Raw genomic sequence first — 25,256 nt, forward strand, 5'->3', positions numbered from 1 at the left:
CGCCACGATCTGCTCAGCCGTACCGGCGCAGCTCGTGGAAGAAGCCGTCGACGACCTGGAGTTCGCCCCGCCGAACCACTTCGTCATGGACGAACCTGCCGACCGCGAGGTCGAGCACCCCGAGCCCGAAGGGCGAGAACACCACCGTCCGGTCGGCCGGTACGGTCACTCGCCCGGTCAGTACGTCGTCCAGCGTGCCGTCGATGAACTCCCGCCCCCCGGTGGCCTGTTCGGCCAGATGCGGCGAGGTGTCGGCCTTCAGGCAGTGCTCGACGTCGTCCACGAAGTTGGCGGACTCGAGCAGGATCGCCGGGTCGAGATCCCGCAACGACACGTGCAGGACCAGCGGATGGTGGTCGAACCAGGCCGGATCGTGCACATGGGGCGAGCCGGCGATCGTCGCGAACACCACCAGATCGCTGGAGCGCACCAGGCCCTCGAGCTTGTCGTGCACGGTGATCCGCCCCGGTGCGCCCGACCGCTCCAGATACCCCCGGAACCCCTCCGCGCTGTCCGCGGACAGGTCGTGCACGCCCGTCTCCTCGAACTCCCAGCCGGTGCCGAGGAGATGGGTGTGGATGTAGCGGGCGATCAGGCCCGTCCCGACGAACCCGACCCGCAGCGGCCGCGTCCGGCCCCGGCTGAGCCGGTCGGCCGCGAGGGCCGCCGAGCTCGCCGTACGGGTCGCGCTGATCACCGAACTCTCCAGGCAGGCGTACGGATAGCCGGTGTCCGGGTCGTTGAGGATCAGCACCGCCGAGGCCCTGGGCAGCCCCGACCCGGTGTTCCCCGGGAAACTGGAGATCCACTTCAGACCGTCCACCCGCGACGGCCCCCCGAGTGACGCGGGCAGCGCGATGATCCGGGACGACGGACGGTCCGGGAAGCGCAGGAAGTACGACGGCGGGTTCACCGACTCGCCCGCGCCGTGCAGCCGGTAGGTGGCCTCCACGAGGTCGGCGATCTCCGACTCCCGTCCGGCCAGGGCCTGTTGGACCTGTGCGCCGCTGACGACCGCGAACGACGGCGTCTCGATGCTCATGCCGCCCTCCCGCCGGCCGACGGGGCGAGGTCCGCGGGCCGCACCGGATCGCCGAGCCCGGCGAGCACCTCGCGCGGCCCCTCGAACGGCTCCCGGCCGTGCGCGGTACGGATGTTGTCCACCAGCAGCAGATCCCCCGAGCGCCACGGCTCGCGTTTGACGTGCGCGTCGTAGGCCTCGTTGATGGCCGCCACGATGTCCGCGCCGACCGGATCGCCGTTGCCGAAGCGGGTGTTGAAGGGCAGCGCGTCCGCGCCGTAGACGTCGACCAGGTACTCGCGCACTTCGGGCTCCATCGTCCACTCGTTCAGGAACGCGATCTGGTTGAACCAGCAACGGCGGCCGGTGACCGGGTGCCGCAGGACGGCGGCGCGGCGCTGCCGGGTGCGCAGCGAACCGTCGTGCTGCCAGGCGAACTCGATGCCCTGGGCGCGGCAGTAGCGCTCCACGGTGGCGCGGTCGTCGGTGCCGAAGGCCTCGGCGACCGACGCCCCGATCTCCTCGTGGTACGTCCGGGTCAGCATCCAGCCCTCCCGCTCGAACCGCTCCACCAGCGGTACGGGCAGTGAGCCGAGGACGGCCTCGGCGTCGGCGACCGGGGTCGCGCCGCCCTGTGCCGGCGCCTCCAGGCAGGCGAAGAGCAGCAGGCCGGGGAACTCCAGGGCGTAGCTCAACTCGTGGTGCTGGCACATCGGTTGGTCGGTCGGCCACTTCGTGGCGGAGTACACGCCCTCCGCGTAGGTACGGCGGGGCGCGAACGGCTCCCGGTCGGCCATCAGGGAGTCGGTGAGCCGCCGGAAGACGGTCTCGGCCCCGGCCGGGTCGGAGAGGCCCAGCCCGCGGACCAGGACGCAGCCGTGCTCGGCGACGACGGAACGCAGTGCCGCGCGGTGTCCGGCGGTCCAGCCGACCGGGTCCGATCCGACGTCGGCGTGCAGGAGGGGTGGGCTGTCCGGGCTCAGGGCCACGGAGTTGAGCAGCGTCGCGGAAGAGAGCGACATCTCGGTGTTCCTTTCGGTGGTGCTGTTGTGCGTTCGACCGGGGGTGCGGCAGGTCTCAGGAAGAGACGGGCGGGTCCAGCAGTCCGGCCAGGTCCGCGAGGACCGGGTGACGGGTGACGTCCTTGAGGCTGATCGCCCGGTCGAGGGCGACCGCCAGCTTCACCGCGGCCAGCGAGGTGCCGCCGCGGTCGAAGAAGTGGTCCTGGCGGCCGATCCGGTCGGCCGGGATCCCCAGCACCGCCGCCCACGCGTCCGCCAGCCGGCGCTCGGCGGGCGTGTCGGGCCCGTCGCCCACGGCGTCCAGGTCACCGGCGAGCGCGGTCAGCGTCCGCCGGTCGGTCTTGCCGTTGGCCGTCAGCGGCAGCGACGCCCGCCAGTGCACGACCGACGGCACCATGTACGCGGGCAGCGACTCGGCGAGCCGTTCGCGCACGGCGGCGGCCTCCACGGGCCGCGCACCCGTGCAGAACGCCACCAGTTGCGTCCCGCGCACGACGACCACCGCGCCGTCCCGCACCCCGTCCACCCGCAGCAGCGCGTTCTCGATCTCGCCGATCTCGATGCGGAAGCCGCGGATCTTCACCTGGCTGTCCCGGCGCCCCAGGAACTCCAGCTTCCCGTCAGGGCGCCAGCGCCCGTGGTCGCCGCTGCGGTACAGCCGCTCGCCGGGCCGGTACGGGTCCTCGGTGAAGGCCGCCCTGGTCCGCTCGGGATCGTTGACGTACCCCCGGCCGACACACACACCGGAGAAGACGATCTCGCCGGGCGCCCCCAGCGGCACGGGCACCAGATCCTCGTCGACGACGTACACCCGCACATTGGAGACGGGCCGCCCGAGCGGGACACGGGCCCCGTCCGGCGCCCGGTCCATGACCTCGTGGTTGGTGTCGTCCGAAGTCTCCGTCAAACCATAGGCGTTGACGAGCCGCACCCCGGGCCGCGCCGCGAACCAGCGCTCCACGAGCTCCTTCTTCACCGCCTCCCCGGTCACCGACACACAGCGCAGCTCGGGGAGTTGACGCGGCTGCCGCTCCAACTCGGCCAGGACCGCCTCCAGATACGACGGCACGACCTGGAGCACGTTCACGTGCCCTTCGTCGACCGTGTCGACGAACCGCGCCACGTCCAGGATCACGTCCTGCTCCACCAGCAGCGTCCGCCCGCCCACGAGCGGCGCGCAGACCAACTGCCACAGGGAGATGTCGAAGCACTGCGGGGCGGTCTGCGCGACCACCTGCCCGGCCCCGATCCCCAGGTCGTCGAGCTTGGCGAACACATGGTTGAGGAACCCCGCGTGCTCGCACATCGCGCCCTTGGGCTCACCCGTGGAGCCGGACGTGAAGTAGATGTAGGCGAGTTGACCGGGCTGGACCGCGATCCCGAGATCACCGTCCGAGTGGCCCTCGGCGTACGCCTCGTCGACGTAGAGCGTGCCCTGGGCCGGGTGGTCCAGCGCGCCGTCGCTGCCGCGCTCGGTCAGCACCAGTGCGCACCCGGCGCGCTCCAGCACTCGCGCGACCCGGTCGGCCGGGAAGTGCGGCTCGACGGGCAGATACACCCCGCCCGCCTTGAACACGGCGAGCACGGCGGCCATCCAGTCCAGGTTCCGCTCCAGGACCACGGCGACGACACCCTCGCGGGTCAGTCCCCGGGAGAGCAGCGCCCGACTCAGTTGGTTCGCCCGGGAGTTGAGCTCCCGGTAGGTCCACTGCCGCTCGCCCTGCACGGCGGCGACCGCGTCCGGGCACACCGTCACCATGTCCTCGAACAGCTCGTGCACCCGCCGGTCCGGCAGTTCGCGCCGCGGACCCGCCAACTCGTCCAACTGGAAGCGGAGTTCGGCGTCCGACAGCAGGACCGGCCGGTCCGGCTCGGTCAGCGCGGTCAGGTGATAGCCCGCGATCCGGGCGGCGGCCTCGGCGTCGAGGACCTCGGTGCGGTACCGCAGCCGCAGTGTGCGGCCGGTGACGCTCACCCGCAACGCCGGGTCCTCTTCGGCGGGTTCGCCGGACAGCGCGCCGAGGACCCTGGCATGGGCGGCCTTCAGTTCGGCGGGCGTGATCAACAGCCCGTCGGGCAGGGACACTTCGTACTCCGCCACACCGGGCACCGGAGTGAGCGTCCACCGCGGAATGATCTCCATCGTTCTCTTTCCCCCCTGTTTCCTTCCCCCTGCGGCACGAGCCGTCAGGGAGCCATGTGCTGTCCGGCACGCCGAGGCGCCACCGCCGGATTCCCGCCCCATCGCGACCGCGCCGGCATCTCCTCGCCCTTCATCAGGAAGGAGTCGGCGGCCAGTTCGGCCCCGTCGCCCATCGACACGCCGTAGTGGACGAGCGCACCCACCCCGAGGGTGCAGCGGGCGCCGATGGTGATCATTTCGGACTTGAAGGTGCCGTCCTCCTGCGAGTGCGACTGCACCTTGGTGTGCGCCGCCAGCGTGCAGTCGTCGCCGATCGTGGTCAGCGTGCGCTCGGTGATGTAGGCACCGTCGTCGAAGATCCTGCGGCCCATGCGTACGCCCAGCAGCCGCCAGATCAGGTTCTTGAACGGTGTCCCGTTGAACACCTGGATGTAGGTGTCCGGCACCTTCCACAGCCGCTCGTGCCACCAGAAGTACGGGTCGTAGATCGAGCACAACTTCGGCTCCAGCGGCCGGAATCCGCCGACCATGCGCTCCACCAGCACGTAGTACCCGGCGGTGAAGCCGAGCCCGAGCATCAGGGACGCGCCGATCAGCAGCCCCCCGCCGATGCCCTCGCCCCCGTACAGGTCGACGGCGGCGAAGCCGAGCACGGTGAGCACGAACCAGTGCAGCCAGCGCACGAACAGGTACAGGCCCATCGAGCGCAGGTTGGAGCGGTTCTTCGCGGCCAGCCGGCGCTTCAGCTCGTCGCCCTCGCGCAGATGGTCGAAGCGGCTGTCACGCTCCACCGAGCGCGGGATCTCGAAGCAGGGCGAGCCCAACAGGCCCACGCCCTCCCGGAGTTCGCCGTCGATCGGCACCATCACCTTCGTGGCGAGCAGACAGTTGTCGCCGGTGCGGCCGCCCGAGGGGTAGGCGATGTTGTTGCCCAGGAAGTTGCGCGGCCCGATCACAGCGCGCGAGAGCCTGAACGACGTACTGGAGAAGTCCGCGTTGACGATCGACAGACCGTCCGCGACCATCGTGCCGCTTCCCACCGTGGCCAGATACGGCGTCTCGTGCTGCACCTCCGTACCGAAGTTGGAGCCGGTCTGCTCCACCTCGCCGAGGTCGTAGCCGATCGCCTTCAGATAGCCGACGATGTACGAGCTGTCGCCGTACAGCCACTTGAAGAACTTCAGGTTGGTCATCCGCGCCACCGCGCGCTGCACCGAGTAGTGGAAGCCGTACAGCGGATACACCCGGTCGGGGCGCAGCAGCGGACGGAGCAGCCGGGGCAGCAGCGACACGGAGGCGAAGCCGAGCACGACGAACCCGACGAACGCCACCAGGGACAGGCCCAGCGCCTCGCCGTAGAACCGGGCCGAGTCGAGGTCGTGGGTGTTCGGATCCAGCAGGTGGTCGAGGGCCGGGACCACGGTCAGCGCCATGTAGGTGCCGCCGAGCGCGAGCGGGACGTAGACCAGCAGCATCTGCAGGAGGGCGGTCAGGCCGTAGCCGAAGCGGCGCGGCGTCGAGCAGTCCGCGGCCGGGATCCGGACGTAGTCGACGTCCGTGGGCTGGGCCGGGGAGCCGTGCGCCCGCCCGCCCGCCGGGACCTGGGCGCCGTCGTACAGGGCGGAGGAATGGCCGAGTTGGGACCCGTCGCCCATGACCGTGCCGATGTCGAGGACGGTCTTCTCGCCCACGTACACCTCGCTGCCGAGCGTGACGCGGCCGGTGCGGATGCGCCCGGCGTGCGCCTGGTAGCAGAGGAAGAAGGTGTCCTTGCGGATGACCGTTCCGGCACCGATGGTCAGCAGGTCGGTACAGACCGGCACGGAGTGGGACAGGATCGTGACGCCCTTGCCGATCCGGGCGCCGAGGGCGCGCAGATACAGGACGTAGAGCGGGTTGCCGGCGAACAGGACCATCGGGTTGGCGTGCAGCAGCGCCTTGACCGTCCAGAACCGGACGTAGGCGAGGCCCCAGACCGGGAACTCGGTCTCCTTCCAGCGGCCCACGAGAACCCACTTGGCCACCACCGGCACCGTGCACACGCCGATGAACACCGCGCCGCCGAATATCGCGGACCGCAGATATACCTGGACGACTCCGTTACCGGAGGAAACCCATTCGTAGCCGCGTCCGGTGACCATCCCGGCGAGCGCGCAATACAGCGCGAAAACGAGGAACTGAAGCGCCCCGCACAGCAGATAGCGCGCTGTGCTCCCGGCCGGCGTCTCCGCCGCCTCGACCACTGCGGCGGGCTCGGGGGTGTCGGCGAGCGCCGCCGCCAGGCTGCGGATCGTCGGATATCCGTAGACGTCCCGCATCGACACCGACGGCAGATCCTCGCGTTTTCTGACCCGGGCGCAGAAGTGCGCCATCACCAGCGAGTTGGCCCCCAGGTCGTCGAAGAAGTGACTGTCGAGGGGTATGTCTTCCTTGCGTACGACACCGGCCAGGACCTCCGCGAGGACGGTCTCGGTGACGGTGCCGGGTTTTCCCACCACGTGGCTCCTTGGTGCTGATCATTGTCTTTGAATTGCCAAAATCGCCAAAGACGAATACGGCACACGCGAAACGGGTGGGGTGAAAGTAGATTTCTGGGACGGGGTCCCGGTCATGGACCCAATGTGATTCCCCCGAGTCGTGTGCGCTGACGTCGTCCCAACGTGCGCAACGAATGCAGTCCGGATTATTTCTGGACATTCTGGAACGGGTCAAGGCCGTTTTGGGCAATGGCGCTTTTTCGTCTTCGCGGGGTGCGCTGCGGGTCAATCAGGATTGACGGCCGAAGTCCTCACCGGGACACTCTTCAAAACAACCCTTAAAATATCGAAAGCCATTTCGAATTCCCGGCCGAAAAGTTTCGGCCAGCGCGAGCATGACATCACCGTCCCGTGGGCGCCCCGTCCCGGCCGGTGACCCCGGGGGGCGAGTGCATCCCGGCGCGCCGGATACCTTTAGGACGTGCAGTCAGCAAGTGAACCCCCCGAGCGGCCGGCCGGCCGGTTCCACCGGGCGCGTGCCCTCTACCGGAACGTCTCCAAGCGCAGGACCGCCTGGCTGCTGGTCAAGGACACCGTCAACTCCTGCATGGAGTACCGCATCCTGGGCCTCGCGGCCGAGGCCGCGTTCTTCACGCTGCTGTCCGTGCCGCCGCTCCTGCTGAGCCTCATCGGCCTGCTCGGCTACGTCGACAGTTGGACCGGCGCCGACAGCATCGCCGGCCTGGAGAACAACATCCTGGAGGCGTCCCGGACCGTCCTGTCCGACAAGGGCGTCCACGAGATCGCCCAGCCGATCCTGCACGACGTCATGAAGGGCGGCCGGCCCGACGTCATCTCCATCGGCTTCCTGTTCGCCCTGTGGTCGGGCTCCCGCGCGGTCAACGTCTTCATCGACACGATCACCGTCATGTACGGCCTCGACGGCGTACGCGGCATCGTCAAGACCCGCATCGTGTCCTTCGCGCTGTTCGTCGCGGCCCTGCTGATCGGCTCGATCGCGCTGCCGCTGATGGTGGCGGGCCCCGACGCCGTGGTGAACGTGGTGCCGTGGTCGGAGACGGTCGTGCAGGTCCTGTACTGGCCCGTCGTCATCGTCCTGTCCGTCGTCTTCCTGACGACGCTGTACCACGTGTCCGTCCCCGTCCGCTCCCCGTGGATCGAGGACGTGCCCGGCTCCCTGGTCGCCCTCGCCATGTGGGTGCTCGGCAGCTACCTGCTGCGCATCTACCTCACCGGTACGGTCGAGGGCCCCACCATCTACGGCTCCCTCGCCGCGCCCGTCGCCGTCCTGCTGTGGATCGGCGTGTCCGCGTTCGCCGTGCTCGTCGGCGCCGCCGTCAACGCGGCCATCGACCGCGTCTGGCCGGCCGCCGCGACCGCCGCCGCCCGCGCCGCCAACGAACGCCGCCAGGAGGAGCAGGTAGCCGAGTACGTCGCCCGGATGGCCGCGGTCCGCGCCCGGGACGGCGAGGACGACGACGACCCCGACGACTCCTACATGCCCTCGGAGTTCCCGGAACGCTGGTCCCGCTTCCTGCCTCCGGAGGACGTGACGTCCAGGCTCCGCACCCACGCGAAGAGCACCCACAAGGGGCCCGGGAACTCACAGACGCCGGAGAAGTAGGGCGCGCCCCAAAGCGGCGCGGGGCTGTGTCGATGTGCGGCTCCGCCGCGTGGGCGCGACCAGCCACGAGGACACCATCGGCGCGATCGCCGGCCAGGTCGGCCACGGCAGCGCGTTCGCCCTGTCCGGCGCCTTCAAACGGGTCTACGGCGTGAGCCCGCAGGAGCACCGGACGCGGTCGGCGTAGCCTGTCGGCTGTGTACGTGGAGCGGGCGTCCCGGCTGCCGGGCGCGGTCGTGTGGAGCCGGACCATCGGGGACCCCACCGCCGCCCGGGTGCACCCCGTCCTGCCCGACGGCTGCATGGACCTCCTCTGGAACGAGGGCCGCCTGCTGGTCGCGGGCCCCGACACCCGCGCGTACGTCCCCGGGAGCGAACCCGCGCGCTGGGCCGGCCTCCGCTTCGCCCCCGGCACCGCGCCCACCTACCTGGGCGTCCCCGCACACGAACTCCGCGACCGCCGGGTCGACCTCACCGACCTCTGGCCCGCCGCGACGGTCCGACGCCTGCGCACCCGCATCGACACGGCCTCCGACCCGGCGACCGCACTGGAGGAACTGGCCCTGCGCCGCGCCGCCGAGACACCCCCACCCGATCCGCTGCTACGACACCTCGTGGCGGCCCTCGACACCGGCCGCCCCGTCGCCGCCACCGCCGACGAACTCGGCCTCGGCGCCCGCCAGTTGCACCGGCGCTCACTGGCCGCGTTCGGCTACGGCCCCAAGACCCTCGCCCGGGTGCTGCGCCTCCAACGAGCCCTCGCGCTGGCCCGCGCCGGAGTCCCGTTCGCGGAGACGGCGGCCCGGTCCGGCTACGCGGACCAGGCCCATCTCGCCCGGGACGTCAAGGAGTTCGCGGGGATACCGCTGGGGGAGCTGCTCGGCCGCGCCGGCTAGGACGTGCTCAGCGGGGCGAAGAGGTCCACGCCGTTGCCGTCGGGGTCGTGCACGACGGCGTACCGCTGGCCCCAGAAGGCGTCCCACGGCTTGAGCTCGCCGTGGTGCCCGGCGCCGGTCAACTCCCCGTAGACCCGGTCGACTTCGGCGGGGTCGTCGCAGAGCAGGGCGAGTGCGGCCCGGCCGTTGCCCCCGGTGGGCGGCCGCCAACCCGCGTGGAACGAGCGGACGGTGTCGTCCGTGTCCAGCAACAGCCGCAGCCCACCGGGCAGTTGGGCCTCCGCGTGCGGCTGGCTCCCGGCACCCTCGGGGAACCCGAAACCGAGCCGACGGTAGAAGGCGACAGAGGCGGCCATGTCGGAGACGACCAGGCCGATCGCGTCGAATCGTGGAGTCATGGCGCCACGGTAGGCGGGGGCGGGACAACTGGTCTTGAAGGAATCGGACACGGCGGTCGTGTCGGAGCGCCCACTCGTCGACGTCGTGCCGAAGCGGGCTCCTCGGGCTCCTCAGCCGAAGGTCACCGCTCCCCGCGGAGTGTTCACCGTGAACGACAGACCCACCGGACCCTCGGCCAGCGGCAGTTCCGCGCCCACGGCGGACAGCAGCGGGCGGATCTCGTCCGGGACCGGAGCCGTCGCCGTCAGCTCCAGCAGCGGTGCGACGGGCAGGCCCGCGGTGGTCGGGTGGGGCGAGGAACTCCAGTCGATGAGGAACGGCACCAGGCCGGAGGGATGCGCCGTGGCCCCGTCGGTGAGCCGCCACTCCAGCAGCGTGCCGTCCGGCCTCCGGCGGCTCATCGCCCGCACGGGCCCGGGGTCGTACCCCTGCGCACGGGCCGCCGCGACCGCCGCGTCCAGGTCGGGCGGGGAGAGCGCCCAGGTCACCGTCCGGGCGGCGGCCAGTCCCTCGAGACCGAAGGGGCGCGGAGCCGACGGTGCGGGCTGCTCCAGGTCCGGACCGATGATCTCCAGGTAACGCGAACCACCCAGAGAGACAAGGTAGTTGCGGGTGCCGCGCCCGACATGGGCACCGCCCGCGACCGGCGCGATGCCGGTGCGCTCGGTGAAGTGGGTGACCGTCGCCGCCAGTTCGGGGGTGGCGAGGACGAGATGGTCGAGACGTGCGGGAACGGCATTCATCCCCACCCAGGCTACGCGGCGGGGCCGCACCACAGGAGGGGAAAGCCCCTCACCTGTGGAACGCCTGTACGGCAGGATGGGCGCATGATCCGTACCGCGCGCGTCCTGCCGCTGTTGCTGCTGCCCTTGCTGCTCGCGGGCTGCGGTACCGAGAAGGCGGGCGCCGGCACCGCGGACCCGAAGGCCTCCGCGTCCCCCGCCGATCCGACCGAACTCGCCTCCCGCGCAAAGGCGTTGGGCCTCGACCCCGACCTGGTCTACGTGATCGACCCGCCCGGATTCACGCTCGCCCAGCAGTCGGTCGGCGCGTCGGACGTCGGTCTCTCCATCGCCTACACCTTGCTGAAGACCGGTGCCGTGATCAACCTGCGCGTGGAGCCGGGCACGATGACCGACGCGAACTGCGCGACGCAGGCGGCGTACACCGAGCACATGACCTGCGTACGCGACGGGGCCGCCTGGTATCGAACCGGCGGAGGGCAGATCGAGTACGTGCTCGCGCAGAAGGGCCACCTCGTGCACGTCGGCGCCGAACAGGGCAAGGTGAGCCGCGCCCTCCTGCGCAAGGCCGTCGGATCGGTCCGCCGCCCGTACGAGAGCGAACTCACCGTCGTCCTCCCGCCCGCCCGCGCGGTCACCTCACCCGTGGAACGCGGCGACCTGCCGACTAACGGGGACGGGGCACCCGACAACAGCGTGGGGAAGGGCGGTTGAGCGCCCGGGGACGCCAACTAGGCTCCTTGGCATGGCCGCCGCACCCCGCCTCCTCGTCTTCACCCGCACCACCGACTACCGCCACCACTCCATCCCGGCCGCGGTGACCGCCATACGCACCCTCGGCCCCTTCGAGGTCGACGCCACCGAGGACCCGGCAGCCTTCGAAAGCCACCTGGACGACTACGCGGCCGTCGTCTTCCTCTCCACCAGCGGCGAGGTCCTGACCCCGACGGGCCGCCAACTCCTCACCGCCTACGTCGAGTCGGGCGGTGGCTTCGTCGGCATCCACGCCGCGGCCTGCACCGAGTACGACTGGCCGTACTACGGCGACCTCCTCGGGGCCCGCTTCGACCGGCACCCCGCCCACCAGCCCGGCCGGGCGGTCGTCGAGGACCGCACGCACCCGTCCACTCAACACCTGCCTGCCCTATGGCAGTTCACGGACGAGTGGTACGACTTCCGCACCAGCCCGCGGAGTTCGACGCACGTCCTCGTCTCCGCCGACGAATCCTCCTACGAGGGCGGCCGGATGGGCGCCGACCACCCCCTGGCGTGGTGCCACGGGAAGGGCGACGGCCGGGTCTTCTACACGGCCCTGGGGCACGCCTCGGAGGCGTACGAGGACCCGGACTTCCGCGCCCATCTGCTCGGCGGCATCAACTGGGCGGCGGGGCTGAGCTAGCAGCCCGCACACCGCCAGGGCCCCGTACATCGCCAGGGCCCCGTGCGCAGCCAGGGCCCGTGCATCGCCAGTGAGCCCGGTTCGTTCTGTTCGCAGGAGGAAACCGGGCTCGTCCCACGGCCGGAACAGCCGCGTCTCAAGTGTCCGGATCTCTCGGTGAACCTCGCTCGGCCGGCAGCCGTAGACGACCACAGCGGGCGCCCCGATGAGCCCACTTCTGGAGACCGGACAGCCGGCCGAGCACGGAATGGGAATGGACGAGATGCACATCTTCGACGGCGCTTCGAGCGCCCGCAAACTGCGGCTGCTTCGGCTCTACAGACGAAATCCACGGCGCATGCTGGTCGTTCCGCTGGACCATCCGCTGACGGACGGGCCCATTGCCGGGGGCGGTTTCGGACTCAACCGACTGGTCGGTCAGTTGGCGACGAACGGCGCCGACGCCGTGGTCCTGCACAAGGGAAACGTCCGCCGTGTGGATCCGGCCTGGTTCACTCAGACGTCGCTCATCGTGCATTTGAGCGCGAGCACCGCCCACGCCCCCGACCCCGATGCGAAATGCCTGGTCGCCACCGTCGAAGAGGCATTGCGGCTCGGCGCCGACGCGGTCAGCGTGCACGTCAACGTCGGTTCCCGTGAAGAGGCCCGGCAGATAGCCGACATGGCGGTCGTGGCAGAAGCCTGCGACCGCTGGAACATTCCGCTGATGGCGATGATGTATCCCAGAGGGCCGCGCGTCACCGACCCTCGTGATCCGGCGCTGGTCTCCGCCGCCGTGACCGTCGCGGCCGAACTCGGGGCCGACCTGATCAAGACCTACGCCCTCGCATCGGATATGGACATGCTGCGCCTGACGGCGTCCTGTCCGGTACCGATTCTGGTGGCCGGCGGACCACGGGTCGGCCATGAGAAAGCGTTGCTGGAATTCGTAGATGCGGCACTTCGCGGCGGTGCGGCCGGGATCGCCATGGGCCGGAACATCTTCGAATCCGACAACCCGGCCGCCATGACACGCGAATTGGCCCGCCTCGTGCACGGGGACGTACCTCCGCCCGCTCCGGTGGAGTTCCGCGCGCACGGCACGAAAGACCTGAAAGACATGAAGGAGATGGGAAATCATGAAGCTCACGTGGCTTGATGTCCGGGGTGCCGCCGACAAGCGGGCACTTCTCGAAGAGGCGTTGCACCAGCGGCTGGACGGCATCGTCTCGGACAGCCTGGTGGACCTCGCGGACCTGCCCCCCACGGTCAAGAAGATCTTCTTCCCGCACGGCCGGGAGCTCGCGGAGCTTCCCGACGATCTCGGCGCGGCCGACGTGGTGATCGTCGATCCACGTGTGCACGGGACGCCCGCGGAACTCTCGGTGGTGTTTCCGGAAGTCGAGTTCGGACGGTTCGTGGAGATCGTCGACGCGGGGACGCTGGAGGACGCCTGTCAGTCGGCCCGTACGGAGCAGTGGAGTCTGCTGCTGTTCCGTGATCCCACGAAGATTCCGCTGGAGATCGTCATCGCGGCCGCCGCCGGCGCCGAGGGCAGCCTCATCACCGTCGCCGGGGACGTAACGGAGGCGGAGATCATCTTCGGGGTGCTCGAACACGGCTCGGACGGCGTGATGTTGGCGCCGAACGCCGTGGGCGACGCCACCGCCCTCAAGCAGGCGTCCGCCGTCGTGACCCAGCCCCTCGATCTGGTCGAGCTCACGGTGGTCGCCACCGAGCATGTGGGCATGGGGGAGCGGGCCTGCGTCGACACGTGCAGCCACTTCCGTGAGGACGAGGGGATCCTGGTCGGCTCGCACTCCAAGGGGATGATCCTCTGCGTGAGCGAGACGCACCCCCTTCCGTATATGCCGACCCGGCCTTTCCGGGTGAACGCGGGGGCCATTCACTCCTACACGCTTTCCCGTGACGGACGTACCCACTACCTCAGCGAGCTGAAGTCCGGCAGCAAGGTCATGGCCGTGGACGTCAAGGGCCAGACGCGCATCGTCACCGTCGGGCGGGTCAAGATAGAGAGCCGGCCGCTCATCTCCATCGACGCGACATCCGACGACGGTCGTGCCGTCAATCTGATTCTGCAGGACGACTGGCACGTACGGGTGCTCGGCCCGGGCGGGGCGGTGCTGAACAGCACCGAACTCAAGCCCGGCGACCGCGTATTGGGATATCTGCCGGCCGAGGACCGTCATGTCGGCTATCCCATCAACGAGTTCTGCCTGGAGAAGTGAGAGCGCCATGGACGACGAACTCATCGACGCCTATCTGCACCGCATAGGCGCCAAGCGGCCGGAGCGGGTGGACGCGGAGGCCCTGCGTCATCTTCACGAACGCCATGTGCTGTCCGTTCCGTTCGAGAACCTGTTCTTCCTTCTCGGGGAAACGATTCCGTACTCGCTGGACGCGGTCAAGAAGATCGTGCGCGAGCGGCGCGGCGGTGGGTGTTTCGAGCTGAATTCCGCTTTCGCGATGCTGCTGGAAGCGCTCGGATTCCATGTCACCCTGCTGGCCGGCTGCATCTACCGCGGTGAGGTGCTGGACAGTCCTATCGGTCATCTGGCGCTTCGGGTGGAGACCGATGAACCGGACGGACATTCCTGGCTCGTGGACGTGGGGCAGGGAAGTCACAGCCGATGGCCCATGCGGCTGGATCTGCGCACACCGCAGTACGACCCGCACGGTGCTTACCTTGCCGACGAGACCGCCGAAGGGGACATCGACGTCTTCCGAGACGGCTCGCCGCTCTATCGGATGGAAATGAGGCCCCGGAAAATCGAATTCGGTCTCCCTTCCATGTGGTGGTACCAGACCGCCCCCGACTCGCCCTTCAGGAACCGGCTGATCTGTGTCCAGCCCCGGGAGGACGGAAAGGTCACGCTCGCGAACCGGGTCCTCATCAAGGAACAGGGCGGCGAGCGCACCAGGGAGCGGATCGTCACCGAGGAAGGGCTGAAGGAGGCGCTCGGGACCTGGTTCGGCATCCATCTCGACCAGGTGCCGAAGATCCCGGACAGGACCGCGGCGCCGGCCGCCGCCGGAGAGGGGCGTGCGTAGCCATGGCCGGAAACGTGACCGAGGATCTGGCCCGACTCGCCCACGCCAGAGGGTGGTTGGGCCGGACGGCCTTCCTGGCCGACGGCCGCGCCTGGACGTACGCCGAGGTCTTCGACGGCGCCGCGCGGGCCGCGCGGGGCTACCGGTCCGCGGGACTGCGCCGCGGTGACCGGGTCCTGCTGGCCCTCCCCGACAGTGTGGAGATGGTCTGGTCCGCGCTCGGCGCCTGGCAGGCCGGTCTCGTCGCCGTCCCGGTCAACGTCCAGATGAGCTGGGAGGACCTGACCCGGGCCGTGGAGACGGTGGAGCCCGCACTCGCCGTGATCGACCCGGACACCGCGGAACGGCTGGAGACGCCGGGCTTCGCCCCCGCCATCAAGGTCGAGACCCTGGTCGCGGGCGAACCGGACCCGGAATTCGCCGAAGGCGGGGACGCCCCGGCGCTGGCGGTCTTCACCTCCGGTACGACGGGTGCGCCGAAGCTGTGCTTCTTCCTGCACCGCAACTTCGTCGGCCCGCCCGGCCCGCCCGGCCCGAGCAGCGGCGGCACCAGGACGGTCGGGCTGTCGGTGTCCCGCATGTACTTCCTGGGCGGACTGCACTTCTCGGTGCTCACCACCCTCGTCACGGGACAGACCGCCGTCCTGTCGCGCACCCGGGCGACCCCGGCGTCGGTGCTCGGCCTCATCGACCGCCACCAGGTCACCGACCTCTTCGCACAGCCGAGCTTCCTGGCCCGGATGCTCCTCGAACCCGGCCACGCGGAGACGTTCGGCCGCCTCCGTGAGGTGTCGAGCGCGGGGGAGGTCCTCTCGCCACGGCTGCGCGAGCGACTGGTGCCGATCCTGGGGAACCGGCTGATCAACAACTACGGCGCCACCGAGCCCGGCGTGATCTCCATGGGCCGGCCCGCCGCGTACAGCGCTCCGTCGGCGGTCGGCCCCGCCCTGCCCGGCCGGCCGGTGCGCATCGTCGACGCCGACGGCCGGACGCTGCCGGCGGGCCGGCAGGGCGAGCTGCACATCTACGTCGACTTCGCGTCCAGGGGTGTGGCGCGGGGGAGTCTGGGTCCCGATCAACCGACGGACACCTGGTGGCCGACCGGGGACCTGGCGTCGATCGACGACGACGGTGTCATCCACGTGCACGGCCGGCTGGACGACGTCGAGGTGATCGGCGGGCAGAACGTGGTGCCCGGCGAGGTCGAACGGCTCCTGGAGAGCCACCCGCGCGTGCTCGAAGCGGCGGTCAGCTCGGTGCGCCGTCCCGCCGGGGACACGAGTCTGCGCGCCTACGTGGTGACCCTCCCCGAGAGCGAGCCGGCCGACCCGGCGGAAGACGCCGCCCTGGACGCCGAGTTGATCGCCCTGGCCCGGTCCAGGCTGTCCTGGTACAAGGTCCCGCAGGACGTCGTCCGGCTGGACACGCTGCCCCGCAACGCGAACGGCAAGTTCCTGCGCGGACAACTCCGCGCGCTGGGCGGCCAGTTCGTCTGACACCGCGACGGCAGGCCGGGACGGGGCGGCGGACGACCGATCCGCTGCCCCGTACGGCGGGGCGGTGGCCCGCTTCACTTGGCCGGGCGCCACCGGAACCAGTGGTCGACCCCGTCTGACCGGTAGCGGTCGTCCCCGTCGTCGAACCGCACCTCACCCACGAGCCGGCGAGCACCGTCCGGCGCCTCACGGTGCGGCGCGAGGAGCAACTGCAGTTCGTCGTAACGGGCGTCGACCCCTCCGTCCGCCGGATGTTCCTCCAGCCCGCCATCGGGAAGCTGGTACCTGAGGAAGATCGCCCACTGCTCGCGCTCCATCGCCACCGCTGCCTCGCTCGCGGGCCACACGAGGTACTCGTCGGCCTCGTCGGCGCGGTCGTACTCCCGTCCCTCGTAGTAGTGCGGGACACCGTCGACGAGCGCGAGGCCCTTGCGCGGCCCGTCGTACCACTCCAGGTCCACGTACGTGGGCTCGAAGCCGTCCGCGATCAACTGCTGCTTGTCCCATGACATGGCCATATCGGCAGGCTACCGACCGGCGGCCCCCGCAGCCGTGGTCACGATCTACGGTCGGCGTACCGGCCGCCCGGCGCCCCCGTACTCGCCCGCTCCACCAACCGCGTCGACAGCTCCGTCCGCGTCCCCTCCGGACGGTCACCGGCCATCAGCCGGAGCAGCAACCGCAGTGCCGTGGCCGCCATCTCCGACAGCGGCTGGCGGATCGTGGTCAGCGCCGGAGTCACCCAGCGGGCCTCGGGAAGATCGTCGAAACCGACCACGCTGATGTCGCCCGGGATGCTCAACTCCCGTTCCGCCAGCGCCTCGTAGACGCCGAGCGCCATGCGGTCGGAGCAGACGAAGACCGCCGTGGGCGGTTCGGGCAGGTCGAGGAGTTCGCGCATCCGGGTGCGGGCCACGGCCTGGTCGAAGCCGCCGTGGCGGATGTACTCGGGGCGGCCGGGCACCCCGGCGGAGGCGAGCGCGGAGCGGTAGCCGGCGACCCGCGCGCTGCTGCACATCTTGTGGCGGTGGCCGGCGATCACCGCGATGCGTTCGTGGCCCAGGGACAGCAGATGCTCGGTCGCCGTCACCCCGCCCTGCCAGTTGGCCGCGCCGACCGACACCACGCCCGGCGGCGGCTCGTGCACCGGATCGATCATCACGAACGGGATGCGGTGCTGGTCGAGCCAGGAGTACTGGGACGGCGTCAACTCCGCCAGATTGAACAGCACTCCGGAGGAACCGCGGCCGACCAGCCTGTCCAGCCAGCCCCGTTCGGGCCGGTCGGCCCGCGTCCGGGTCAGCCCGGCCGAGACCACCACCTCGAGACCGGCCTCGTACGCCGCCTCCTCCACTCCGTGCAGCACCGCCCCCGACCAGGAACTCTCCAAGGAGTGCACCACCAGGTCGATCATCCCCGGCGCCTTGCTCGCGTCGAACCTGGGCCTGCGCACATACCCGAGCCGCTCCAGCGCCTCCGTCACCCGCCGCCGTGTCTCCGGCGCCACGTCCTCCCGGCCGTTGACCACCTTGGACGCCGTCGGCACGGACACCCCCGCCTCCCGGGCCACGACCGCCAGCGTCGGCCCCGCCGTGACGCTCGCGCTCCCCGTACGGACCATCGGGTACCGCCTCTCCAGCCCGCCCGAGGGCCAACGAAAGTTTCGACCAGCGCTGCTTTCCCGGCCCGGCCGGCAGCCGTCCAGAAAGCGCTTCCTACGATAGGTGCGTGTCAACACGGCGGGAAGACCAGGGAATTCACCTGATGACGCCGACCCCTGCTTTCGAAACCCCGAACAGGGTCAGCCGGGCACGCAGTCGAGGCGGAAACGGGCGAAGTCGGCGGTGAACGCGCCGTCGACCGGATCCCAGGCATGGATGCCCGCCATCGCACCGGTGAACCGCAGCCGCGACCCGTAGTCGTCGGACAGCCGACTGAAGTCCAGCACCGGTCCGACCGGTGTCCGCACCCCCTCCCGCAGATACCAGAACCGGGCATCCGCCCCCTCGACCGTCGCCCCCAGCGTCACCGGGTCGCCGAACTCGACCTCGACGACGGCCACTCGACGGGTACCGTCCTCGTCCCGCTCCACCAGGCTCAGCACCGTACGTCCACCGCCGTCCCGCCACTGCTGCCCATGCTGCCCCTCACCCTCGGGCTCCGCCCAGGTCAGATGCAGGCTCAGATACGCCTCGGCGCCGTACCAGAGCACCAGCCCCGCCGCCTGCGTGAACGTCAACGGCCGTGCTTCTACGGTGACTTCGGCTTCCGCGCGATGCTCCGTGATCCGCTGGGCGAGCAGGCTGTGCGCCCACCGGGACTCCGGTCCGTGCCGCCCCCGCAGCCGGATCCAGCCGGGACGGGCGGTTGGGTCGGCCCAGGAAGGGTCCGGGTACGCGCGCGGACTGCTCCACGGCCATCCCAACGGGCCTTCTGGACAAGGAGCTTGGTCCACCGGGGCTACGGATCGCGTCGCCACGGCGACCTCCTCCGCGGGGTGCCACCCCCCGTCCCGCAGTCTCGGCCAGCCGTCCGCGTCCCAGGTCACCGCCTGGATCGCGGTCTCGCGGCCCAGGGTGCAGCGCGGCCCGTCGGGAGTCGGGACCGGTCGCGCCGTCAGATGGCTCAACACCCAGTCCCCGCCCGGCAGTTCGACCAGCTCACCGTGGCCCGCCTTCTGCAGCGGCACCGACGGATCGTCCCTAGAGGTCAGGAGGGGGCGGTCGTCGAGCTCGTACGGACCGGTGACCGTACGGCTGCGCGCCACCAGCACCCCGTGTTCGTACCCCGTGCCGCCCTCCGCGAGCAGCAGGTAGTACCAGCCGCCCCGCCGCACCAACTTCGGCCCCTCCACGAGCCGTTCGTGCTGGAGCAGCAGATGGGTCGCACCGGTCGGGGCGAGCGTGTCGCGGTCCAGCTCGGTCGCGACGATGCCCGCGAAGCGCCGGCCGCCGGGGCGACAGTCGTTCTGGAGGTTGAGCAGCCACAGCCGGCCCTCGTCGTGGAACAGTGCCGGGTCGAAACCGTGACTCGCGACCCGGCGCGGAGCGGTCCACTTCCCGCCGATGTCCGTGGCCGTGGTGATGTAGGTGTCGGCGTCGAAGTACGGCGTGCCGACCGAGCGGACGATCGAGTACGTCAGCCAGAACCGCTCGCCGTCCCAGCTCAGCGAGGGCGCCCAGATGCCGCCCGAGTCCGGGACGCCCGCCAGGGAGTCGCCGGGGACCGCGCCTCGGACGTGGCCCGCGTACTCCCAGTGCGCGAGGTCCCGTGAGCGGTGGACCGGGATCGTCGGGAACCACTCGAAGGAACTGTTCGCCACGTAGTACCAGTCGCCGACCCCGACCATCGAGGGGTCGGGGGCGAAGCCTCGGACAACAGGGTTGTGCAGCAAGGTCACTTGAGGGCTCCCAGGGTGACCCCGGTACGCCAGTAGCGCCGCATCGCCACCATCATCACGGCCATCGGGACGATGGACAGCAGCGCGCCGGTCAGGACCAGGCTGGTGAGGTCGACGCCCGACTCCAGGCGTTTGCCGGACCAGTTGTAGAGGCCGATGTTGAGGGTCCAGTTCTCCTCGCCACGCAGCACGGTCAGCGGGAGGAAGAAGGCGTTCCATGTGTTCACGAACGCGAGCAGGAACACCGTGGCGCCGCCCGTCGTCATCATCCGCAGCACGATGCTGAAGAAGATGCGGAGCTCGCCCGCGCCGTCCAGCCGGGCCGCCTCCAGGAGTTCGAAGGGGACCGTGGCCTCCGTGTACACCTTGGCGAGGTAGACGCTGAACGGGTTGATCAGGCAGGGGATCAGCATCGCCCAGGGGGTGTCGACCAGGCCGATCTTCGAGAACATCAGGTACAGCGGGAGCGTGAGCAGCGCGATCGGGATCAGGAACGAACCCACCACACACGCGAACACCGCGCTGCGGCCCGGGAATTCGAAGCGCGCCAGGCCGTAGCCCGTGGCGAGGGCGATGAGCGTGCCGCCGAGGGAGCCGACACCCGCGTACAGGAACGAGTTGGCGGTCCAGCGCAGGAAGATGCCGTTCTCGTAGGTGAAGACCTGACGCAGGTTCTCCCACAGGTGCATGCCGGAGAACCACAGGCCGTTGCTCTGGTACAGGCCCGTGCGGTTCTTGGTCGCGGCGACGATCAGCCACCACACCGGGAACAGGCTGTAGGCGCTGGCCAGGACCAGACCGACGAGCAGGAAACGCTGGCCGCCGCGTGAACGGGCCGTCGGATCGGGCTTGTTGAGCCGTCGGACCTGATGAGCTGTCCGGCGGTCCTCGGTGAGGGTCATGCGTCGGCCTCCTTCGCGGTGAGCCGGTAGAAGAGGAAGGAGGCGAGGCCGAGGATGAGGGCCAGCAGCACCGAAAGGGCCGCCGCGTAGTGGTAGTTGCCCGCGTTGAACGCCTGGTTGTAGATGATCATGATGGGCGTGAAACTGTCGTTCACCGTCTGCGGGGTGACGTTCCGGAACAGCGCCGGCTCGTTGAAGATCTGCAGCATCTGGATGATCGAGAGCATCCCGGTCAGCACCAACGCCCCGCGCACGTAGGGGATTTTGATGCTGCGGGCGACCTGGAACTCGGAGGCGCCGTCCAACCGGGCGGCCTCGAAGAGGTCGCGGGGCACACCCTGGAGCGCGGCGTAGATGATCACCATGTTGTAGCCGATGCCGTGCCAGGTCAGCAGGTTGCCGATGGACGGCCACACCATCGAGGGCGCGAAGAAGTTCCAGGACAGTCCGAACACCTTGCCCAACGGTGTCAACGGGCCGACGTCCGGGCTGTACAGGTTGATCCACACGATCGCCGCGACCACTCCGGGGATCATGTACGGCACAAGCAGCAGGATGCGAAAACGTCCGGCGACCTTCGAGGACAGCGCGTCCAGGAACAGCGCCAGCAGCAGGCTGACGAGCAGCATCACCGGGATCTGCACGCAGGCGAACAGCACCACGCGCAGCACCGAGTTCATGAACGCCGAGTCGGTCAGGCCCTGTTGGTAGTTGTCGAGGCCGGAGAACTTCTCCGTGGAGCCGCCGAGGCCGAGCCCCGACTGGTGCTCCACGAACAGCGACTCGTAGACGGCGTACCCGATCGGGATCAGGTAGAGGAACACGAAACCGAGCTGGAAGGGCACCGTGAACGCGGCACCCTTCCAGCGCTGGGAGCGAATCATCGGCGCTGCCTCAGCCCTTGACGCTGATACCGCGGGACTTCAGGTCCTTGACCGTCCACTCCTGCATGTGGGCCAGCAGATCGGTGACCTTCTCGTCCTTGCTGATCACCTTCGCCCAGCCCGTCTGGAGTTCGGTGAACATCGCGGTCCAGTCCGGGCCGAACACCCAGTCCGAGGTGACGGTGCCCAGGCTGTCGGTGACGACCTTCTTCGCGGGCTCGTAGTTGGTGCCGAGCAGTTTGTCCGAGATCGCCTCGTCGACGTACGCGTTGCTGTCGGCCAGCGCCGGCATCACACCGTTGCCGGTGGTCGGGCTCGCCATCGTCTTCACCGCGCCGGTGTCGGTCGACATCCACAACGCGGCCTCGGCGGCCTGCTGTTGGTGCGCGCACTGCTTGGTCACCAGGGTGACGCCACCGCTCTGGTTGGTCCCGGCGGGCGTCTTGGCTGCCTCGCCCGCGAAGGTCGGCCAGGGCGACAGCGCCCACTTGCCGTCGGACTTGGTGAAGTTCTGCACCATGCCTGCCATCTGCCAGGTGGAGATCTGCCGGGTCGCGGTGCCGCCGTTGTCGTAGTTGCGCTGTACGGCCGCGTAGTCGGCGAAGGAGAGCTTCGAGTCGAGGTCGTTGTCGATGATGTCCTGGATCACCTGGGCGGCCTTGAGGCTGCCCGCGTCCTGGAAGTCCACCTTCCAGGAGTTGCCGTCGATGGCGTACCAGTGCGCCCCGGCCTGCATGGCGAGGACCTCCAGGGTGCTCGGGTCCTCGCCGGCGTAGTTGGTGATCTTGATGCCGTGCTTCTTGAGCACCTTGCCCGCGGCGATGAACTCGTCCCAGGTCGTGGGTGCCTTGAGGCCGTACTTCTGGAATATGTCCGTGCGGTAGATGGTGAACGCGGGGGCCGAACTGGTCGGCACGCCATAGGACTTGCCCTGCACCTGCGCACTGGCCCACGCGCCCGCGTTGAACTTGTCCTGGTCGGCCGAGACGTACTTCGAGATGTCGGCGAGCGCGCCCTGCGAGACCCAGGTGGTCACGTACTCCGCCGTGTTCTGCACCAGGCAGGGCGCGTTGCCGGCCTTGACCGCGTTGGTGAGCTGCTTCTGCATCGTCAACTGGTCGGTGACCTTGGTGTACTTGAGCTTGATGTCCTGGTGAGCGGCGTTGAACGCCTTCACGACCGCGTCCTGCCCGTTGGCCCAGCCCCAGAAGGGGAGGGTGACCGGACCGGAGGACGTCTTGTCTCCCGAGCCGGATCCGCCGCAGGCGGAGAGCAGACCTGTCAGGGCGAGGCCCGCGACAACCGCGCGAGCGAACCTTCTCCGGGGGCTGGTGAAGTTCATCAGACCGTGTTCCTTCGGAAGAGAAGAGGTAGAAACCGGTTGCTGGGAAGGTAGGCAGGATGGCCTGTTAGGAGCAAGAGGCGTGCAGCAAATTGTTTCGATCGCCCTGGACAGACCCCATCTGGCCAGGGGATTTGAAGAGAAACCGGTTACGTAACTCTGAGTTTCCCGGGAGCTTCCTAGCCCCGCGGCGCGGGCGGACGCACCGAGTTCCGTACGACGACATGCGTGCCCAGCACCAGATGGTCGCCGTCGCCGCCCCTGCGCCGGCCCGTGCCGCCGCCCTCGCGCCGGTCCGCCACCGCGCGCAGCGCGACCCGGCCCATCTCCTCGTACGGGACGTGCACGGTGGTGAGTTGGGGGGTGAGCTGGGAGGCCAGCGGGATGTCGTCGTAGCCGACGATGGACACGTCCTCGGGCACCCTGAGGCCCGCCGCGCGCAGCGCCTGCATGGCGCCCGCGGCGACCACGTCGGTCCCCGCGAGGACCGCGGTGAAGTCCACCCCGTCCTTCAGGGTGTCCTCCACCGCCTCGTACCCGTGCTCGTAGTCGTACGGACCGTGCCGCACCATCCCCGGGTCGAACGGCACGCCGTACGCCTCGAAGGCCCGTTGGGCCCCCCTCAACCGGCCCTGGGCCGTGGTGAGTTCGGCGTGCCCGGGCAGGACCAGGACCCGGCGGTGGCCGGCCGAGAGGAGGTGGCTGGCCATGGCGTAGGCGCCGCCCTCGTTGTCGTAGTCGACCGTCGTCGCCGGGACGTCACCCTCCAGCGGCGGGCGGCCGACGAGCACGAGGTGCGAGCCGGCCGCGTCGAGGGAGCGGGCGAAACTGCCCATCCGCACCTGGTACTCGTCGACGTCGTACGCGCCGCCCAGCAACACCACGGCGGCGACGCCCTGTTGACGCATGAGGTTGACCAGTGCCAGCTCACGCTCCGGGTCGTCGCCGGTCGTGCCGACCAGGGAGAGCCAGCCGCGCAGGGTGGCCGCGCCCTCAACGCCCTTGGCCACGTGGGCGAATGCCGCGCCGGTGATGTTGTTGATGAGGATCGCCACCGTGGGCGTGCCGCCGCCGGCCAGGGAACGGGCGTGCGCGTTGGTGACGTAGTCCAGGTCGCCGACCACCTTCATCACCCGGCGGCGCAGCTCCTCCGACACCGGGTAGTTGCCGGACAGCACGCGCGAGACGCTCGCCACGGAGACCCCGGCGCGCTCCGCCACGTCCCGGATCGTCGCCCGGCCGACGTCGCCCGACGCCTTGCGCTGACTCACCGTAGCGACTCCTTCACCATGACCGCGTTCGTACCGGGCGCCCGGGGGTCTGCTCCCGCGCCGGTCCGGAAACCGTATCCCAAGGTCGTTCCCGGTGCACCGGCCTGTGGACGGCCGGGATCAGGCGACACGGGCCAGGTCCGCGTGCCGTACCTCGTGGACCGGCGGCAGGCCCGCGGCCAGGCGTTCCAGCTCGTCGACGACGATGCCGCCGAGCCGCGCCAGTTCGTTGCCGAGGGAGCCCGCGATGTGCGGGGTGAGGAAGACGTTGGGCAGCTTGTACAGCGGGGACGTGGGGGGCAGCGGCTCGGGTTCGGTGACGTCGAGGATCGCGGTCAGCCGGCCGGAGAGCAGCTCGTCGGTGAGGGCCTCGTGGTCGATCAGGGCGCCCCGCGAGGTGTTGATCAGGACGCCGCCGTCGCGGATGAGGGCGAGCCGTCCGCGGTCCAGCATGCGCTGTGTCTCGGGGATGTCCGGGGCGTGCAGGCTGACGATGTCGCTGCCGCTCAACAGGTGGTCCAGCGGCAGGAGTTCGGCACCGAGCACGGCGGCCTCGGTGACACTGACGTACGGGTCGTGCAGCAGCACCTCGAAGTCGTAGGGCCGCAGCAGTTCCAGCAGTCGGCGGCCCACGCGGGAGGCGCCGATCACGCCGATCCGGCGGCCGAGGTTGCCGATCGCCGCGGTCTCGGCGGGCGTCGGGTACGCGTGCGCGTGCCGGAAGCGCTCCCGCTGGGCGAAGGCGTCCTTCCCGGCGAGCAGGATCATCGCGAGGGTGTACTCCGCGACCGGCAGCGCGTTCCCGGTGACCGCGCTGGAGACGGTCACCCCGCGCTCCCACAGCGCCTCGCCGACCAGCGAGCGGATCGAGCCCGCCGCGTGCAGCACGGCGCGCACCCGGGGTGCCGCAGCCAGCGCGTCGGCGTCGAGGTGCGGGCAGCCCCACCCGGTGATCAGCACCTCGGCCCCGGCAAGGGCTCCGGCGGCCTCGGGTGCGGCGAAGTCCTGGACGACGAGCCCCGGGTCGATCTCGGCCGTCTGCCGGAGCCGGGCCATCAGGGGTGGGGGGAAGAGCAGGGGCAGGTGCACCGGATCCATGGCGAACACGGCCCTCGGCGGCTGGGCGCTGGGCATGACCCTCCAGTAGTGCGACATGAGGATGAGG

22 protein-coding genes and 1 pseudogene are annotated in these 25,256 nt (G+C 70.0%); 9 read left to right on the forward strand and 14 right to left on the reverse strand.

Annotated features, from left to right (window positions below):
* Positions 1-13 precede the first annotated feature (13 nt).
* From sbnB to OG223_RS40670, 4 genes are read right to left on the reverse strand one after another with little or no spacing between them, the layout of a single operon-like run.
* Positions 14-1,042, reverse strand: coding sequence for a 2,3-diaminopropionate biosynthesis protein SbnB (sbnB, locus tag OG223_RS40655; RefSeq protein ID WP_329260103.1), 1,029 nt, complete (start codon positions 1,040-1,042; stop codon positions 14-16).
* On the reverse strand, positions 1,039-2,043 hold the full coding sequence (locus OG223_RS40660; RefSeq protein WP_329260106.1) for a TauD/TfdA family dioxygenase: 1,005 nt from the start codon (positions 2,041-2,043) through the stop codon (positions 1,039-1,041). Before OG223_RS40660 ends, sbnB begins: the two co-directional genes overlap by 4 nt.
* A 55-nt stretch (positions 2,044-2,098) precedes the next feature.
* On the reverse strand, positions 2,099-4,186 hold the full coding sequence (locus OG223_RS40665) for a non-ribosomal peptide synthetase (protein WP_329260109.1): 2,088 nt from the start codon (positions 4,184-4,186) through the stop codon (positions 2,099-2,101).
* A 44-nt stretch (positions 4,187-4,230) separates the two neighbouring features.
* Positions 4,231-6,681, reverse strand: a complete 2,451-nt coding sequence (locus OG223_RS40670) for a Pls/PosA family non-ribosomal peptide synthetase (RefSeq protein ID WP_329260112.1) — start codon at positions 6,679-6,681, stop codon at positions 4,231-4,233.
* Between the two features lie 463 nt (positions 6,682-7,144).
* Here OG223_RS40670 and OG223_RS40675 point away from each other — a divergent pair, with 463 nt between their 5' ends.
* The 3 genes and pseudogenes from OG223_RS40675 (at position 7,145) to OG223_RS40685 (ending at position 9,204) form a co-directional block, all read left to right on the forward strand.
* Positions 7,145-8,308 (forward strand): YihY/virulence factor BrkB family protein, encoded by a 1,164-nt coding sequence (locus OG223_RS40675; protein ID WP_329260115.1) that lies wholly within the window; start codon positions 7,145-7,147, stop codon positions 8,306-8,308.
* 67 nt (positions 8,309-8,375) lie between these two features.
* Positions 8,376-8,495 (forward strand): annotated as a pseudogene (locus OG223_RS40680) (helix-turn-helix transcriptional regulator); the annotation flags it as partial.
* Between the two features lie 10 nt (positions 8,496-8,505).
* Positions 8,506-9,204 (forward strand): helix-turn-helix domain-containing protein, encoded by a 699-nt coding sequence (locus OG223_RS40685; protein ID WP_329260118.1) that lies wholly within the window; start codon positions 8,506-8,508, stop codon positions 9,202-9,204.
* Here OG223_RS40685 and OG223_RS40690 read toward each other — a convergent pair.
* The gene (locus OG223_RS40690; protein ID WP_329260121.1) at positions 9,201-9,602 is read right to left on the reverse strand and encodes a VOC family protein; all 402 of its coding nucleotides are present in this window, start codon (positions 9,600-9,602) and stop codon (positions 9,201-9,203) included. The genes OG223_RS40685 and OG223_RS40690 overlap by 4 nt on opposite strands.
* Positions 9,603-9,713: 111 nt before the next feature.
* Positions 9,714-10,346 (reverse strand): VOC family protein, encoded by a 633-nt coding sequence (locus tag OG223_RS40695; protein ID WP_329260124.1) that lies wholly within the window; start codon positions 10,344-10,346, stop codon positions 9,714-9,716.
* Positions 10,347-10,430: 84 nt separating this feature from the next.
* Here OG223_RS40695 and OG223_RS40700 point away from each other — a divergent pair, with 84 nt between their 5' ends.
* From OG223_RS40700 to OG223_RS40725, 6 genes are all read left to right on the forward strand, one after another.
* Positions 10,431-11,060 carry a hypothetical protein gene (locus OG223_RS40700; protein WP_329260127.1) on the forward strand — a complete coding sequence of 210 codons (630 nt, stop codon included), beginning with the start codon at positions 10,431-10,433 and terminating at the stop codon, positions 11,058-11,060.
* Positions 11,061-11,091: 31 nt separating this feature from the next.
* Positions 11,092-11,745, forward strand: coding sequence for a ThuA domain-containing protein (locus OG223_RS40705; RefSeq protein WP_329260130.1), 654 nt, complete (start codon positions 11,092-11,094; stop codon positions 11,743-11,745).
* 253 nt (positions 11,746-11,998) lie between these two features.
* Complete coding sequence (locus OG223_RS40710) at positions 11,999-12,883, forward strand: 2-amino-3,7-dideoxy-D-threo-hept-6-ulosonate synthase (RefSeq protein ID WP_329260133.1); 885 nt, start codon at positions 11,999-12,001, stop codon at positions 12,881-12,883.
* Entirely contained in the window at positions 12,864-13,973 is a 1,110-nt protein-coding gene (locus OG223_RS40715; protein ID WP_329260136.1) for a 3-dehydroquinate synthase II, read from the forward strand. Before OG223_RS40710 ends, OG223_RS40715 begins: the two co-directional genes overlap by 20 nt.
* 7 nt (positions 13,974-13,980) lie before the next feature.
* Entirely contained in the window at positions 13,981-14,796 is an 816-nt protein-coding gene (locus OG223_RS40720) for an arylamine N-acetyltransferase family protein (protein ID WP_329260139.1), read from the forward strand.
* 2 nt (positions 14,797-14,798) lie between these two features.
* Entirely contained in the window at positions 14,799-16,292 is a 1,494-nt protein-coding gene (locus tag OG223_RS40725; RefSeq protein WP_329260141.1) for a class I adenylate-forming enzyme family protein, read from the forward strand.
* A gap of 74 nt (positions 16,293-16,366) precedes the next feature.
* Here OG223_RS40725 and OG223_RS40730 read toward each other — a convergent pair whose 3' ends face one another.
* The 8 genes from OG223_RS40730 to OG223_RS40765 form a co-directional block, all read right to left on the reverse strand.
* Positions 16,367-16,810 (reverse strand): hypothetical protein, encoded by a 444-nt coding sequence (locus tag OG223_RS40730; protein WP_329260144.1) that lies wholly within the window; start codon positions 16,808-16,810, stop codon positions 16,367-16,369.
* Between the two features lie 38 nt (positions 16,811-16,848).
* Positions 16,849-17,913, reverse strand: coding sequence for a LacI family DNA-binding transcriptional regulator (locus tag OG223_RS40735; RefSeq protein ID WP_329260148.1), 1,065 nt, complete (start codon positions 17,911-17,913; stop codon positions 16,849-16,851).
* Between the two features lie 180 nt (positions 17,914-18,093).
* A complete protein-coding gene (locus OG223_RS40740) occupies positions 18,094-19,692 on the reverse strand; it encodes a family 43 glycosylhydrolase (protein WP_329260151.1) in 1,599 nt (532 codons plus the stop codon).
* The gene (locus OG223_RS40745) at positions 19,689-20,594 is read right to left on the reverse strand and encodes a carbohydrate ABC transporter permease (protein WP_329260154.1); all 906 of its coding nucleotides are present in this window, start codon (positions 20,592-20,594) and stop codon (positions 19,689-19,691) included. Before OG223_RS40745 ends, OG223_RS40740 begins: the two co-directional genes overlap by 4 nt.
* Positions 20,591-21,478, reverse strand: coding sequence for a carbohydrate ABC transporter permease (locus OG223_RS40750; RefSeq protein WP_329260156.1), 888 nt, complete (start codon positions 21,476-21,478; stop codon positions 20,591-20,593). The genes OG223_RS40745 and OG223_RS40750 overlap by 4 nt, the downstream gene beginning before the upstream one ends.
* 10 nt (positions 21,479-21,488) lie before the next feature.
* Positions 21,489-22,820 carry an ABC transporter substrate-binding protein gene (locus OG223_RS40755; protein WP_329260158.1) on the reverse strand — a complete coding sequence of 444 codons (1,332 nt, stop codon included), beginning with the start codon at positions 22,818-22,820 and terminating at the stop codon, positions 21,489-21,491.
* A gap of 179 nt (positions 22,821-22,999) precedes the next feature.
* Positions 23,000-24,091 carry a LacI family DNA-binding transcriptional regulator gene (locus OG223_RS40760; protein ID WP_329260161.1) on the reverse strand — a complete coding sequence of 364 codons (1,092 nt, stop codon included), beginning with the start codon at positions 24,089-24,091 and terminating at the stop codon, positions 23,000-23,002.
* Between the two features lie 120 nt (positions 24,092-24,211).
* Positions 24,212-25,225, reverse strand: a complete 1,014-nt coding sequence (locus tag OG223_RS40765; protein ID WP_329260164.1) for a hydroxyacid dehydrogenase — start codon at positions 25,223-25,225, stop codon at positions 24,212-24,214.
* Positions 25,226-25,256 lie beyond the last annotated feature (31 nt).

This window comes from Streptomyces sp. NBC_01478 (assembly GCF_036227225.1).
In the GTDB taxonomy this organism is placed as follows: domain Bacteria; phylum Actinomycetota; class Actinomycetes; order Streptomycetales; family Streptomycetaceae; genus Streptomyces.

Excerpts from the sequence above, each read along its gene's own strand:
- OG223_RS40725 (WP_329260141.1), top strand. The coding sequence starts at position 14,799 with ATGGCCGGAAACGTGACCGAGGATCTGGCCCGACTCGCCCACGCCAGA.
- OG223_RS40660 (WP_329260106.1), bottom strand. The coding sequence starts at position 2,043 with ATGTCGCTCTCTTCCGCGACGCTGCTCAACTCCGTGGCCCTGAGCCCG.
- OG223_RS40735 (WP_329260148.1), bottom strand. The coding sequence starts at position 17,913 with ATGGTCCGTACGGGGAGCGCGAGCGTCACGGCGGGGCCGACGCTGGCG.
- OG223_RS40705 (WP_329260130.1), top strand. The coding sequence starts at position 11,092 with ATGGCCGCCGCACCCCGCCTCCTCGTCTTCACCCGCACCACCGACTAC.
- OG223_RS40750 (WP_329260156.1), bottom strand. The coding sequence starts at position 21,478 with ATGATTCGCTCCCAGCGCTGGAAGGGTGCCGCGTTCACGGTGCCCTTC.
- OG223_RS40755 (WP_329260158.1), bottom strand. The coding sequence starts at position 22,820 with ATGAACTTCACCAGCCCCCGGAGAAGGTTCGCTCGCGCGGTTGTCGCG.
- sbnB (WP_329260103.1), bottom strand. The coding sequence starts at position 1,042 with ATGAGCATCGAGACGCCGTCGTTCGCGGTCGTCAGCGGCGCACAGGTC.
- OG223_RS40695 (WP_329260124.1), bottom strand. The coding sequence starts at position 10,346 with ATGAATGCCGTTCCCGCACGTCTCGACCATCTCGTCCTCGCCACCCCC.
- OG223_RS40700 (WP_329260127.1), top strand. The coding sequence starts at position 10,431 with ATGATCCGTACCGCGCGCGTCCTGCCGCTGTTGCTGCTGCCCTTGCTG.
- OG223_RS40715 (WP_329260136.1), top strand. The coding sequence starts at position 12,864 with ATGAAGCTCACGTGGCTTGATGTCCGGGGTGCCGCCGACAAGCGGGCA.
- OG223_RS40745 (WP_329260154.1), bottom strand. The coding sequence starts at position 20,594 with ATGACCCTCACCGAGGACCGCCGGACAGCTCATCAGGTCCGACGGCTC.
- OG223_RS40720 (WP_329260139.1), top strand. The coding sequence starts at position 13,981 with ATGGACGACGAACTCATCGACGCCTATCTGCACCGCATAGGCGCCAAG.
- OG223_RS40765 (WP_329260164.1), bottom strand. The coding sequence starts at position 25,225 with ATGCCCAGCGCCCAGCCGCCGAGGGCCGTGTTCGCCATGGATCCGGTG.
- OG223_RS40690 (WP_329260121.1), bottom strand. The coding sequence starts at position 9,602 with ATGACTCCACGATTCGACGCGATCGGCCTGGTCGTCTCCGACATGGCC.
- OG223_RS40665 (WP_329260109.1), bottom strand. The coding sequence starts at position 4,186 with ATGGAGATCATTCCGCGGTGGACGCTCACTCCGGTGCCCGGTGTGGCG.
- OG223_RS40730 (WP_329260144.1), bottom strand. The coding sequence starts at position 16,810 with ATGGCCATGTCATGGGACAAGCAGCAGTTGATCGCGGACGGCTTCGAG.
- OG223_RS40710 (WP_329260133.1), top strand. The coding sequence starts at position 11,999 with ATGGACGAGATGCACATCTTCGACGGCGCTTCGAGCGCCCGCAAACTG.